Genomic DNA, 13,944 nt, shown 5'->3' with positions numbered 1-13,944 from the left:
CCGATAGGCGTTCGGCCCAAGGTGAAGGCTCCGGCCACCGTTCGCCTCGATCTGACGTCGAGCAAGATGGTCCTCGATGGCGTGAACTTCGTCCTGCTGCCGTCTGCGGTGTTCCCCGGCCACCACCGCACGCAGGGCAGCGCCCTGGGACCTGGCCACCCGGGTCGTCACCGAGCTCGAACCACCGCCACCGGTGCAACGGCCGCATCACCCGGTATGGCTGGTCGGCGCGATGGTGGCGGGCCGGCGCTCGCAGCCGTCGCTGGCCCGCGCCGCCCGCTGCCAGGGCAGCTTCCGGGCCGTGGCGGGCGGCGCAGAAGGTAGCTCGGGCCTCGACCTCGAGTCGTTCGGCACGATCGTCGCCATACTGCGGGCGGACGCCGGCGTGACATGGTGGGTCGAAAGCTGGTGGGACCTGCCGGAAGGCCCGGACGGTGTCGCGGAGCTGCATCGCCGCATCGACGCCGGACCACCCGGATAATGAGTTTCGCAAATTTGAGTGGCACGGAAACTCCTATCGCCACCGCGTCGGTGCCAGAGTGATCTTCTGGACGATCTGTCGTTCACTCCCCTGATTCGCTGTCTGCAGCCCACCGGAGGCACCATGGCCAACCCCATCTCGCGTCGCAACTTCCTGGTAGCCAGTCTCGCCGTCCCACTCGTGGCAGCCGCCTCCCCGGCTTTCGCGATCGACGAGCATGACCAGTTCGCGGCCGCGGCAACCAAGTACGGCGTACCCGCGTCCGTGCTCGCGGCAGTCGCCTACGGGCAGAGCCGCTGGGAGGACCACGCCGGAGCACCGAGCACCAGTCTCGGTTATGGCCCGATGCACCTGATCGACGGCGCCGCCGCCCAGCAGGCACGCCGCGCGGCCGGCAAGGACGGCGCGGCCGTCATCGACACCCTCGGGCAGGCGGCAAAGCTGACCGGACTGTCGAAGGAGGCACTGCGCACCGATCCGGCCGCCAACATCGCCGGAGCGGCCGCGGTGATCGCGGCCAACCAGAAGCAGCTGGGGCATTCAACGGGCACCGCCACCGATCCCGCCACCTGGTATGCCGCGATCGCCACGTCGAGTGGGTTCACCTCCGCCAGCGGTGAGCGGACGTTCGCCGACGACGTGATGATCGACCTTCGCAACGGCACCAGCAAGAAGACCTCCGGAGTCACCCTGTCGCTGGCCCCCACCCGCGTCGGCAATGTCACACCGCAGCGCACAGTCATCACCAGGCGAGTCGAGGAGTCCCAGCGCCACCGTCAGAACGGCCCCATCGACGCACCCCGCGGTCTCGACGTGGAGTGGATCGAGGCTCCCTACGAGCAGTACGGCCCCAACCCCGGCGACTACGGCAACCACGACCTCGGCTTCCGCCCGAAGAGCCCGACCCTCAACCAGCTGGTCATCCACGACACGGAGGGGTCGTATGCCTCGGCGATCGAGCTGGTGCAGGACCCGACCTACCTGGCATGGAACTACACCGTGCGGTCGGCCGACGGGCACATCGCCCAGCACCTGCACCCGAAGGACATCGGCTGGCACGCCGGCAACTGGTACGTCAACATGCATGCGATCGGCGTGGAGCACGAAGGGTATGCCGCGACCGGTGCCACCTGGTACACCGAGTCGCTCTACCGCAACTCGGCGCGACTGGTCTCCTACCTGTGTCGGGAGTACTGCATCCCGATGGACCGCGAGCACATCATCGGTCACGACCAGGTGCCGGCTATCGCGACGCCCTACATACCCGGAATGCACTGGGACCCGGGTCCCTACTGGGACTGGGAACACTACTTCGAGCTGCTGGGTGCGCCATTACACCACGGGACCTCACACCGGCCCGTGCACAGGGGCGACGTCGTGCGCATCCTGCCCGGGTTCGACGACAACCGCCAGCCGGTCAGCGGGTGCGGCACCGACCCCGGTGCGGCCTGTCCGATCCAGGGCACGAACTTCGTGACGCTGCGCACCGGCCCGTCCAACTCGGCGCCCCTGGTCAACGACATCGGGCTGCACCAGGACGGTCAGCCTGCAAGCACCTACGTCTCCGACATCAGTGCCCGTGCGGCAGCCGGGGTGGACTTCGTGGTCGCCGACGTGTCGGATGACTGGACCGCGATCTGGTATCTCGGCCTGCAGGCGTGGTTCTACAACCCTCACAAAACACCGACCGCACGCGTCGTGGCGAACGGACGCAAGATCACTCCCCGCCAGGCGGGGACCAAGATCTACGGTCGCGCGTACCCGGAGGCGTCGGCGTACTCCAACCCGGACGACGTGCAGGCGCTCGCGCCGCTGATCTACACCGCGGATCCGGGTCAGGAGTATGTCGTGGCCGATGCCCAGGTGCCCACGGACTACTACAAGGCTCAGACCTTCTCCCTGGACACCCCGGACGATCACATCGACATCATCGGCAAGGAGAGGTACTACCTGATCAGCTTCGGGCACCGCGTGGCGTACATCCTTGCCGACGACGTCACCTGGACTCACGACTGATCGATGCGTCAGCAGCAGGCGCAGCCTGGATCGAGCCGCGGTCGGCTGCGCGAGATCGTCCCCGTCCTGCAGGTTTGCCTGGGACCGCTCGATCGGACCCGGGTTAACCCCTCCGAGTTGTCCACGTTCGCTCCAAGGGCGCAGCTGTAGCTGCGCCCTTGGAGCGAACGTGCACATCTGGAGGGTGGTATGCAGCAGCCCGGCTCCCCCGCGTAGGCAGGGGAGCCGGGCTTGCTGGGGTATGGCCGGTCAGTCCTCGTCGTCCAGCTTGATCGAGGAGGTCTGCTGCACCTGCATCAGGAATTCGAGGTTGCTCTTGGTCTTCCGCAGCCGATCGAGCAGCAGCTCGATGCCCTGCTGCTGGTCGAGCGCGGCGAGCACCCGACGCAGTTTCCACATGATCTTCAGCTCATCGGCACCGAGCAGGATCTCCTCGCGACGAGTGCTGGACGCGTTGACGTCCACCGCCGGGAAGATGCGGCGCTCGGAGAGCTGCCGCGACAGCCGCAGCTCCATGTTGCCGGTGCCCTTGAACTCCTCGAAGATGACCTCGTCCATCTTGGACCCGGTCTCGATGAGTGCGGTCGCCAGGATCGTGAGCGAGCCGCCGTTCTCGATGTTGCGGGCCGCGCCGAAGAACTTCTTCGGCGGGTAGAGAGCCGCGCTGTCGACACCACCGGACAGGATGCGCCCACTGGCCGGAGCGGCCAGGTTGTAGGCACGACCGAGCTTGGTGATCGAGTCGAGCAGGACGACGACGTCGTGGCCCATCTCGACCAGGCGCTTGGCCCGCTCGATCGACAGCTCGGCCACGGCGGTGTGGTCGGTGGCCGGCCGGTCGAAGGTCGAGGAGATGACCTCGCCCTTGACCGCCCGCTGCATCTCGGTGACCTCTTCGGGGCGCTCGTCGACGAGCACCACCATGAGGTGGCATTCCGGGTTGTTGGCGGTGATCGCGTTGGCCAGTGACTGCATGACCATGGTCTTGCCGGCCTTCGACGGCGCGACGATCAGGCCACGTTGCCCCTTGCCGATCGGTGCGACCAGGTCGATGATCCGCGTGGTCAGGATGTTCTGCTCGGTCTCCAGGCGCAGTCGCTCCTGGGGGTAGAGCGGGGTGAGCTTGCCGAACTCGACACGCTCCTTGGCCTTCTCGATCGTCAGTCCGTTGACGGTGTCGAGGCGCACGAGAGCATTGAACTTCTGCCTGGTCGGCGGCTGCTCGCCGTCGCGCAGTGCCCGGACCGCGCCGGTGATCGCGTCACCCTTGCGCAGGCCGCTCTTGCGGACCATGCCGAGCGGCACGTAGACGTCGTTCGAACCGGCGAGATAACCGCTGGTCCGCACGAAGGCGTAGTTGTCCAGCAGGTCCAGGATGCCGGCAACCGGCACCAGCACATCATCCTCGCGGACCTGCGTGTCGACCTCGCCACCGAAGTCCTCGCGACCGCGGCCACGCTTGCGGTCACGTCCCCGCTGGCGCCGACGACGGCCGCCACCGGCACTGTCATCGTTCCAGCGGTCGTTCTGCCGGTCACCCTGGCGGTCGTTCTGCCGGTCACCCTGGCGGTCGTTCTGCCGGTCACCCTGGCGGTCGTTCTGCCGGTCACCCTGGCGGTCGTTCTGCCGGTCACCCTGGCGGTCGTTCTGCCGGTTGCTCTGGCCCTCGCGGTTCGAGGTGCCCTGACGGTTTCGCCGGTCGCCGTCGGCTCGCTGGTCGCGCCCCTCGGCCTGACCGTCATCGGTCTTCTTGACGTCCTGCTCGGGCTTGACGTCCTGCTCGGGCTTGGCGTCCTGCTCGGGCTTGGCGTCCTGCTCGGGCTGGACCTCGGGTGCCTGCTGCGAGGTTGACCGGCTCGCCGGCTTCTCAGCCGCGACGCTCTGAGCGTCGGTGGCGGGGTTGGTCTCCGGAGCACGATCGGCCTGCGGCGGCGCCTTCTCCGGCGCGGTGCTCTTGACCTCGGCGCTGCCCTGCCCGGCCGTGGCGCGGCGGCTGCTGCGGCGGGGAGCGGTCTCGCCGGTCGGCTTGCCACCGCGCTCACGAATGGCGGCAAGCACGTCACTCTTGCGCATCTTGGAGGTTCCGCTGATGCCCATGGTCCCGGCGAGCGACTTGAGCTCGTCCAGCTTCATGGTGCTCAGAGAGCCGCGGGAACTCGAGCTGCCCGAGGATGCGGGTGTGTCAAGTTCGGTGGTGTTTGTCACGAAGGTTCCTTCCCCCTCGTCATGAACCGGCCTCGTGCCGATTGTCTGGGGCTATGGACAGACCAAGTTCAGATCTTGGCTGTGCCCTCACCGGTGCACGTGCAATTCGATATGCCGCAATGGCCCAAACACAAGTGAGGTGGTGCATCCGCCCTGTCCGGATCGCACGTGAAGCGACATCCAGGCGTGTGATGCATCTAGCAATCTACACCTTCGAGGCGCCCGAGTGCGACACGGCCCGGATACCCGTGTCGGGAACACCCGGTGTCAGGATCTGCCACCCGGCGTCGGGAGCGGTGATACGCGGCACGTCACGGACTGCAGCGAGCACCAGGACGGTGGGCCCGGCGCCGGAGATCACGGCTGCCAGACCGTCCGCCCGCAGTCGATCGACCAGTGCCATGCTCGGGGCGTAGGCCGGGCGGCGCGCCTCTTGATGCAACCACTCGCGGGTCGCCGGCAACAACAGGTCCGGCCGCCTGGTCATCGCCTCGATCAGCAGCGCGGCCCGACCTGCGGTGCTCGCCGCATCCCGCAGTGGCAGCGTGGCCGCGAGGGCCGACCTCGCCTTGTCGGTGGACAAGGTGGCATCCGGCACCAGGACGACCGGCACGATGTCGGGGTGCAGCGGCGGCCGGACCGTGCGCCAGCCGGCCCGCTCGTCGTCGCGCCAGGAGAGCGTCAGCCCGCCATACACGCTCGCCGACGCGTTGTCCGGGTGGCCCTCGATGTCACCGGCAACGTCATTGACCAGGGTCAGCGCTTCCGGTGCGGACAGATCAACTCCCGCGAGCGCGAGCGCCGACCCGGCCCCCGCCACGATCGCCGTGGCGGATGACCCGAGGCCACGCGAGTGCGGCACGGCATTGCGGCAGTCCAGCCGCAGACCCGCGGGCGCGTCCACCTCGAGGCGTTCCCACATCGCGCACATCGACTGCCAGATCAGATGGCCCTCGTCGAGCGGCACAGTCGAGTCACCGTGACCTGCGACGGTGATCGTCAGCCCATCGGGCTCGACGGTCGCCACGACCTCATCGATCAGGCCGAGGGCAAGGCCGATCGAGTCGAAGCCCGGCCCCAGGTTGGCCGTGCTGGCCGGGGTGCGGACCGTGACCGAGTCACCCACCGAAAAAGGCTGCAGCTGCACGGCTCTCAGTCCACCAGGCCAAGCTCACGCGCGGCTGACACCGCGTCGACACTGATCTTCGCCGGTTCAAGCGCCGACCCGTCTGCGGCCTTCAACGCCCAGTCCGGGTCCTTCAGCCCGTGCCCGGTCACCGTGCAGACGATGGTTGCGCCGGAGGGGATCTCGCCACGCTCGTGCATCATCAGCAGGCCCGCAATACTGGCCGCCGACCCGGGCTCGACGAAGATGCCCTCCGTGCTCGACAGCAGCCGATGCGCATCGAGGATCTGGTCGTCGGTCACTGAATCGATCAGGCCGCCGGAGTCGTCTCGCGCCTGCTCCGCCTGCCGCCACGATGCCGGATTGCCGATGCGGATCGCCGTCGCGATGGTCTCGGGGTGGTCGATCGGGAATCCCTTGACGATCGGCGCAGCCCCCTCGGCCTGAAAGCCCCACATCCGAGGGGTTTTCGTCGACAGGGCCGGCTGTTCCCCGGTCTGCGCCGCCTCGCGGTAGCCCCTCCAGTACGCCGTGATGTTGCCGGCGTTGCCGACCGGGAGGCAGTGGATGTCCGGCGCGTCACCCAGTGCGTCGATGATCTCGAACGAGGCGGTCTTCTGCCCTTCGATCCGCGCGGGGTTGACCGAGTTGACCAGTTCGACGGGGTAGGACTCGGCCAGCTTGCGCGCGAGCGTCAGGCAGTCGTCGAAGTTGCCGTCGACCTGCAGCAGCGTGGCGCCATGGGCGATCGCCTGGCTCAGCTTGCCCATCGCGATCTTGCCGGCCGGGACCAGCACGCCACACGTCATACCCGCCTTGGTGGCGTATGCCGCCGCCGATGCGCTCGTGTTGCCGGTCGAGGCACAGATGACGGCCTTCGCGCCGGCCTTCGCCGCCATCGAGATCGCCGTGGTCATGCCGCGGTCCTTGAACGACCCGGTGGGATTCAGACCCTCGTACTTCACGTGCACGGAGGCACCCACCCGCTCGCTGAGCCGCTCGGCCGGGATCAACGGCGTGCCCCCCTCACACAGTGTGATGACGGGAGCACCGTCCAGCATCGGCAGCCGATCGGCGTACTCGCGGATCACGCCGCGCCACTGGTGAGCCATTGGTCAGAGACCTTCCACCCGAAGAACGGACGCCACGGATGCGACATCCTCATGTGCCCGCAGGCGATCGACCGTGCGTGCCAGAGCCGCGTCGGTGGCCGGATGCGTCACCAGGTGCAGAGTAGCGAGCCCGCCCTCCGAGCGCTTCAACCCCTGGCGGATGCTCTCGATCGAGACACCCTGCGCGGCGATCACGCCGGCCACCTGGCCCAGCACACCCGGGCGGTCCTGGACGTCCATGCGGATGAAGTACCCGGTCGTCGCCGAGCCGATGCCGTGCACGTCGAGCGCGAGGTAGGCCGACTCCCCCGGCCCGCGCCCACCGCGGACCTTGTGACGGGCCGCCTGCACGAGATCCCCGAGGACGGCCGAGGAGGTCGGAACCCCGCCGGCACCCTGACCGTAGAACATCAGCTCGCCGGCCAGCTCGGCCTCGACGAACACGGCGTTGAACGCGTCGTGGACGGTGGCGAGCGGGTGAGTCCTCGGCACCAGCGCGGGGTGCACCCGCACATTCACACCCAGCGCACCACGGGGGTCGGCCGTCCGCTCGCAGATGGCGAGCAGCTTGATGACACAACCGATCTTGCGAGCCGCGCGGATATCGTCCGGGGTGACCCCCATGATGCCCTCGCAGTAGACGTCGGGCGTACGGACCCGGGTGTGGAACGCGATGGACGCGATGATCGCCGCCTTGGCCCGGGCATCCAGGCCCTCCACGTCAGCCGTGGGATCCGCCTCGGCATAGCCGAGCTCCTGGGCCTCCTTGAGCGTGGACTCCAGGTCCGCCCCCGTGCGATCCATCTTGTCGAGGATGAAGTTGGTGGTGCCGTTGACAATGCCCATGACGCGGTGCACGGTGTCACCGGCCAGCGACTCGCGCAGGGGTCGCACCAGTGGGACCGCGCCGGCGACTGCCGCCTCATAGTAGAGGTCGACGTCCTGCTTCTCCGCGACCTCGTAGAGCTCCGGGCCGTCCTCACCGAGCAGTGCCTTGTTCGCCGTGACGACACTCGCTCCGTGTTCCATGGCGCGTCGCAGCAGCCCCCGGGCCGGCTCGATACCGCCCATCAGTTCGACGACCAGGTCGGCACGGGTGACGAGCTCTTCGGCATCCGTGGTGAACAGGGATGGGTCCAGTCCGCTCTCCGGACGCGGGCGGTCGAGGTCGCGCACCGCTACCCCGACGATGTCGAGCGGAGCGCCGACACGCGCCGTGAAGTCATCGCGGTGCTGCTGCAGCCGTGCGGCCACCGCGCTGCCCACGACACCGCAGCCGAGAAGCGCAACGCGCAAGGAAGTGGTCACCTCATTCACCTTCCAGTGCAAGCAGGTCGTCAATGGTCTCGCGGCGCAGCCACACAGTGACCTCGCCGGCTCGCACGGCGAGCACCGGCGGACGTGGCACGTGGTTGTACTGGCTGGCCAGCGACCGACAGTAGGCGCCGGTGGCGGCCACCGCGAGCAGGTCGCCGGGCCGCGTGTCGGCGGGGAGCCGGCCGTCGTTCACCACGATGTCGCCACTTTCGCAGTGCTTGCCGACCACCCTCGCCCGCATCTGCTCATCGCTGCCCTCGCGACCTGCAAGCAGGCAGGTGTAGTCCGCGCCGTAGAGCGCGGGGCGCACGTTGTCACTCATCCCGCCGTCGACCGAGACATACGTCCGCAGCTCCTCGTCGGCGGCCACCACCGGTTTGACGGTGCCCACTTCGTAGAGCGTGGCGCCGGCCGGTCCCACGATCGCCCGACCCGGTTCGATCGACACCCGCGGCACCGGCATACCCGCCTCGCGGCAGGCGGCGACGACGACCTCGGCCAGCTGATCGGCCATGTCTCGCGGCGACAACGGCGTATCGGTCGCGACGTAGGCAATGCCGAAGCCACCGCCGAGGTCCAGCTCGGGCAGGGTCACTCCGTGCTGACGCGCCACCTCGAGCTGGGCGCCGATCAGGCGCTGGGCAGCGACCGCGAACCCGCTCGACTCGAAGATCTGACTGCCGATATGCGAGTGAAAACCGAGCAGTGACAAGGCATCCGAGTGACGCAGCACCATCGCGGCGGCCTCCGCGACCTCGCCTTCGGTCAAGCTCAGGCCAAACTTCTGATCTTCATGGGCCGTGGCAATGAACTCGTGCGTATGGGCCTCGACACCCGTCTTCACCCGGATCATCACCGGCGCCACCACGGCCGCCCGGCGAGCGACCGCGGCGACGCGCTCGATCTCCTCGAAGGAGTCCACGACGATCCGGCCCACCCCGTAGGCGATCGCGGCCTCTATCTCGGCCATGGACTTGTTGTTGCCGTGCAGGCCGATCTGCTCGCCGGGGAAGCCGGCGCGCCGAGCGACCGCGAGTTCGCCCCCGCTGCACACGTCCAGTCGCAGCCCCTCGTCCTGCAGCAACCGCACCATCGCCGTGCAGAGAAAGGCCTTGCCCGCGTAGTACACGTCCGCGTCCGCGCCGATCGCGCGGAACGCCCGACCGAACTCCTGCCGGAAGGCCCGCGCCCGGGCTCGGATGTCGTCCTCGTCCAGCAGGTAGGCAGGGGTGCCCCACCGCGCGGCGACGTCGGCGAGCGGCAGCCCGGCCAGGGCCATCGCACCGCCTGGATCCCAGGAGGCGTGGCTGGGGAAGATCGACCGGATGGCGTGGAGGTCTTCGCGCGCACTCATCGAGGGCAACGTACCGATTTCTGGGACTGCATGTCGCCATTGTCCACTCACGGGACGGTGCCCCCCGCCGCGCGTGCACAACCCGGGTGGACAGGTTCGACGCATCGGTCGTATCGTGCCTGTGACATAGGTAAGCCTAACCAATTAATGGATAGCCTTACCTCAACCCGCGAGTGATGGTGGTCTCGAGATGCTGGCAACCTTCGTCATCGGCCTGCGCGAAGGGCTGGAAGCCGCACTCATCGTCGGCATCATCGCCGCGTTCCTGCGCAAGAACAACAAGCCGCTGCTGCCCATGTGGATCGGCGTCGCCGTCGCCGTCGCCCTCAGCATCGCCGTGGGCCTGCTCCTCGAGATCGTCGAAGGCAGTCTCCCCCAGTCCGCCCAGGAAGGGATGGAGACGGTGATCGGCGTCGTTGCCATCGTCTTCGTGACCGGGATGGTCCTGTGGATGGCGACCCATGCGCGATTCATGAAGAAGAATCTGGAGTCGTCGGCACAGAGCGCGCTCGGGGACGGCACCTCGAAGGCATTGGCGACCATGGCCTTCCTCGCGGTGCTGAAGGAAGGCTTCGAGACCGCGGTCTTCCTGCTCGCGACCTTCCAGGCGGCAGGCAACATGGCGGTTGCCGCCAGCGGTGCCACCCTCGGCATCCTCGCGGCGATCGGGATCGGCATCGGTCTGTACTCCGGCGGCATCAGCATAAACCTCGGCAGATTCTTCAAGGGCACCAGCGTGTTCTTGATCCTCGTCGCGGCCGGACTCGTCGTGAGCGCACTGCGCACCGCGCACGAGGCAGGCTGGCTGAATGCCGGCCGGCAGCGCACGGCGGATCTGTCCTGGCTGGCGCCCGGCGGTTCCGTCCGAAGCGCTCTGTTCACCGGTGTCCTCGGGATCCCGTCCGACCCGCGCGTCATCGAGGTCATCGGCTGGTGCGCCTACCTCGTGCCGATGGCGCTGATCCTCTTCTGGCCCGCCACGCATCGCCCCGGCGCGTCGGCCTCCATCCGCATCAAGGCGGTCGCCGCCGGCGTTGCGGTCGTTGCCGCCGGCGCACTGGCCATCGCCGTCCCAGGCGCGGCACTGAACACGCCGGCGAAGGCGACCCTCGTCGGCTCCGACCAGAATCGAACCGGCACGGCCAGCCTCGAGGGGTCCACCCTCGTGCTCTCGCTGCCCCGTGGCACCCAGCGCGTCGCCCTCACGCACGGCACGGCCGACCACCATGCGGGCGTCGCGGCAACCCACTACACACTTCCCGCCGCCGGCGCCATGGCCGACCTGCCGGAGAAGCTCACCCTGGCGGAGCTCGTTGCCGCCAACGGCGGGCGGGTCCCGGTGGGCATCAGTGTCCAGCGCAGCCCCGGCCCGTATGACGTGGCGTGGACCCGCGCCGGCCGCGGGCAGGTGTGGACCGCGCACGGCCTGGTCATCGACGGTTCCGCCCAGGACCTGGCCGTGGCCGAGCTCACCGGTGGCGGTTTGCCCACCTCACGGACCGTGACCATGCCGGCCGGCACGACGATCGGCGGGACGACGGTGACCGACGGAGCCTGGTCGGTCGGTCCGGCATACGTCGCAGGGGCAGCCAGCGCGGTGATCGAGCTGGCCGCAGACAGCGATGAGGCCCATCTCTGGCGTCGTGTCCTTCCGGCCGGGCTGCTGATCGCTGCCGCCGTTCTGCTGCTGCTGGCCGGTCGTGACCGTCGCCGGCTGCGCATCGCTTCGGCCACTGCCCCAGCCGAACCCACCACTCAAAGGAGCAATGTCCGTGTCCCTTAGCCCACGACGCAGCACCGTCGCCTGCACCGTCACTCTTGCCGCCGGCCTCGCGCTCACCGCCTGCGGCGGCGGATCCCCGAACGACTCATCATCGACTACAGCAGGAGCGACCGCCTCGGGTGCGGCCCCCGTCAGCCAGGGCGCTTCCCAGGTCAACATCACCCTGACGAACGATGGCGACGCAGACACCTGCGAGATCGACCACCCGAGTGCCAAGGCCGGTGCGGTCACCTTCACCGTCATCAACAAGAGCGCGACCGCCATCACCGAGGTGGAGCTGCAGAGCAACCAGCGAATCATCGGCGAGAAGGAGAACCTGGCGCCCGGGCTGGCACCGGTGAAGTTCACCGCCACGCTGACCGGCGGCACGTATCAGGTGTACTGCCCCGGCGCGAAGCAGGCCATGCAGGACTTCTCCGTCACGGGTCAGGCAACCGGTCCTACGGCCGGGTCGGTGCAGGCGGTGCTCGCGAAGGGCACGAGCGGCTACGGCGTCTACGTCGCCGGCGTCATCGGTGACATGGGCACCGCCGTGACCACCCTCAAGAAGGCTGTAGACAGCGGCAACGTGGCGGACGCCAAGGCGAAATACGCCCTCGCCCGGCCGTTCTACGAGAAGATCGAGTCCGACGTCGACGGCTTCGTGCTGCCCGGGTCCGACCCGACGAGCAACAAGGGCAACCTCGACTACCTGATCGACATGCGAGGGTCCAACCTCGACCCCGAGGTCGGCTGGCACGGGTTCCATGCGATCGAGCGAGACCTGTGGAAGAACGGGAAGATCACCGCAGGCACCAAGAAGCAGGCGGCCGCGCTGCAGACCGACGTCAAGACGCTGGGGAAGCTGTCCGAGGGGCTGACCTACAAGCCCGAGGACCTGGCCAACGGGGCCGCCGGCCTGCTCGAGGAGGTCCAGACCACCAAGATCAAGGGCGAGGAGGAAGCCTTCAGCCACCTCGACCTGGTGGACTTCGAAGCCAACGTCGAAGGAGCCCAGCAGGCGTTCGCCTTCCTGAAGCCCGGACTGACCGAGATCGATCCCACGCTGACGAAGACCGTCACCGCGCAGTTCAAGGTCGTCGAGAGGCTGCTCGACAAGTATCGCGATCCGAGCAAACCGGGCGGACTGGTCGCGTGGACGCCGGAGCTGCGGCAGGCCGATGCCCCCATGTTGAGCAAGTCCGTGCAGGGTCTGCAGGACCCGCTGTCCCGGATGGCCGAAAAGGTGGCCACCGCACAATGACCGACAACCTTGACCCCCAGCAGCAGGCCGGGCTCGACCGACGGCGCCTCCTGCAGGGCGCGGCCGGCGGACTCCTCGCGGGCGGGGCCCTGGCCGGCGCGGCCACGGCATACGCCAGCAGCTCGTCGCACTCGTCATCCGACGCGGCCCGGTCCGACAAGGACACTGTGGATCTGTCCCGCACACACCCGTTCTACGATCAGCCGCACCCCGCGGGTATCAGCACCCCTCCACAGCGGCACGCCCTCTTCATGACCTTCGATCTGGTCGACCGCGCGACCCGGAGCGACCTGCAGGTGCTCCTCGCGCGGTGGTCGGCGGCTATCGCCCAGCTGGCCAAGGGCAGGACGATCGGTGCCGTGCAGCCGGCTCGCGCAGGCGCCGTCGGCGCCGACACGGGTGAGGCCGCGGGCCTCGACCCCGCGGGACTGACGGTCACGGTCGGCCTGGGCTCCAGCATCTTCGACAAGCGGTTCGGCCTCGAGCATCGTCGTCCGGCCCTGCTCGAGGAGCTGCCCGACCTACCCAGCGACCAGATCCAGCCGTCGCTGTCGGGTGGTGACCTCAGCGTCCAGGCCTGCGCGGACGACCCACAGGTGGCCTACCACGCGGTGCGCAACCTGGCGCGCATGGTTCGCGGGACCGCCGAGACCGGTTGGACAGTCATGGGATTCGGTCGGGCATCGGCCGGCCCCGGCCAAGAGACTCCTCGCAACCTGATGGGATTCAAGGACGGCACCCGCAACATCAGCACCCCCGACGACTACGACCACTTCGTCTGGGTAACCGACGACGGATGGATGTCCGGTGGCACCTACCAGGTGGTCCGCAAGATCCAGATGAACCTCGAGATCTGGGACGCCGACGACATCGCAGATCAGCAGAACATCTTCGGCCGCACGAAGTCAGCGGGCGCACCACTCACCGGCCACCGCGAGATGGACACCCCGGACTTCCACGCCACGGGCAAGGACGGAAAACCGGCCATCCCCGGGACCGCGCACATCGCCCTGGCCGCGCACGAGAACAACGGTGGCACCAAGATCTTGCGCCGTGCCTACAACTACACGGACGGCATCAACAAGTACGGCCAGCTCGACGCGGGTCTGCTGATGATCATCTACGCCAACGACCCCGACCACTTTGTGAAGATCCAGCGCAGGCTGGGTGCTTCCGACCGGCTGAACGAGTACATCCAGCACATCGGTTCTGGCCTGTGGGCGATTCCGCCCGCCCCGAGGTCGGGTCACTTCATCGCCGAGGACCTGTTTATCTAGCCACCAGGCACCGACTCCGGCGGTGGTTCG

General features: G+C 68.2%; 10 protein-coding genes. 5 read left to right on the top strand and 5 right to left on the bottom strand.

Annotated elements, in window-relative coordinates:
* The first annotated feature begins 193 nt into the window (after positions 1-193).
* Both FGL98_RS25380 and FGL98_RS09760 read left to right on the top strand, forming a co-directional pair.
* The gene (locus tag FGL98_RS25380) at positions 194-481 is read left to right on the top strand and encodes a hypothetical protein (protein ID WP_186526083.1); all 288 of its coding nucleotides are present in this window, start codon (positions 194-196) and stop codon (positions 479-481) included.
* Positions 482-604: 123 nt separating this feature from the next.
* Positions 605-2,497, top strand: coding sequence for an N-acetylmuramoyl-L-alanine amidase (locus tag FGL98_RS09760; RefSeq protein WP_146316577.1), 1,893 nt, complete (start codon positions 605-607; stop codon positions 2,495-2,497).
* Positions 2,498-2,746: 249 nt separating this feature from the next.
* Here the strand turns inward: FGL98_RS09760 and rho are convergent, their stop codons facing one another.
* The 5 genes from rho to lysA form a co-directional block, all read right to left on the bottom strand.
* A complete protein-coding gene (gene rho / locus FGL98_RS09755; RefSeq protein ID WP_146316576.1) occupies positions 2,747-4,702 on the bottom strand; it encodes a transcription termination factor Rho in 1,956 nt (651 codons plus the stop codon).
* 205 nt (positions 4,703-4,907) lie between these two features.
* On the bottom strand, positions 4,908-5,828 hold the full coding sequence (gene thrB / locus FGL98_RS09750) for a homoserine kinase (RefSeq protein ID WP_246136479.1): 921 nt from the start codon (positions 5,826-5,828) through the stop codon (positions 4,908-4,910).
* Between the two features lie 26 nt (positions 5,829-5,854).
* Positions 5,855-6,940: a threonine synthase gene (thrC, locus tag FGL98_RS09745; RefSeq protein ID WP_146316574.1), complete on the bottom strand. Its 1,086-nt coding sequence runs from the start codon at positions 6,938-6,940 to the stop codon at positions 5,855-5,857.
* Positions 6,941-6,943: 3 nt separating this feature from the next.
* Positions 6,944-8,248 (bottom strand): homoserine dehydrogenase, encoded by a 1,305-nt coding sequence (locus FGL98_RS09740; RefSeq protein WP_246136478.1) that lies wholly within the window; start codon positions 8,246-8,248, stop codon positions 6,944-6,946.
* Between the two features lies 1 nt (position 8,249).
* Positions 8,250-9,611 carry a diaminopimelate decarboxylase gene (lysA, locus tag FGL98_RS09735; protein ID WP_146316572.1) on the bottom strand — a complete coding sequence of 454 codons (1,362 nt, stop codon included), beginning with the start codon at positions 9,609-9,611 and terminating at the stop codon, positions 8,250-8,252.
* A gap of 190 nt (positions 9,612-9,801) precedes the next feature.
* On the opposite strand from lysA, the gene efeU reads away from it, so the two are divergent.
* From efeU to FGL98_RS09720, 3 genes are read left to right on the top strand one after another with little or no spacing between them, the layout of a single operon-like run.
* Complete coding sequence (gene efeU / locus FGL98_RS09730) at positions 9,802-11,394, top strand: iron uptake transporter permease EfeU (RefSeq protein ID WP_146316571.1); 1,593 nt, start codon at positions 9,802-9,804, stop codon at positions 11,392-11,394.
* A complete protein-coding gene (gene efeO, locus FGL98_RS09725) occupies positions 11,384-12,637 on the top strand; it encodes an iron uptake system protein EfeO (protein WP_246136477.1) in 1,254 nt (417 codons plus the stop codon). The genes efeU and efeO overlap by 11 nt, the downstream gene beginning before the upstream one ends.
* Complete coding sequence (locus FGL98_RS09720; RefSeq protein ID WP_146316569.1) at positions 12,634-13,914, top strand: Dyp-type peroxidase; 1,281 nt, start codon at positions 12,634-12,636, stop codon at positions 13,912-13,914. The genes efeO and FGL98_RS09720 overlap by 4 nt, the downstream gene beginning before the upstream one ends.
* The last annotated feature ends 30 nt before the right edge of the window (positions 13,915-13,944 follow it).

This window comes from Leekyejoonella antrihumi (assembly GCF_007845645.1).
Classification (GTDB): Bacteria; Actinomycetota; Actinomycetes; order Actinomycetales; family Dermatophilaceae; genus Leekyejoonella; species Leekyejoonella antrihumi.
The sequence above is the reverse complement of the archived record's forward strand: the minus strand, read 5'-3'. Positions and strand labels throughout refer to the sequence as shown.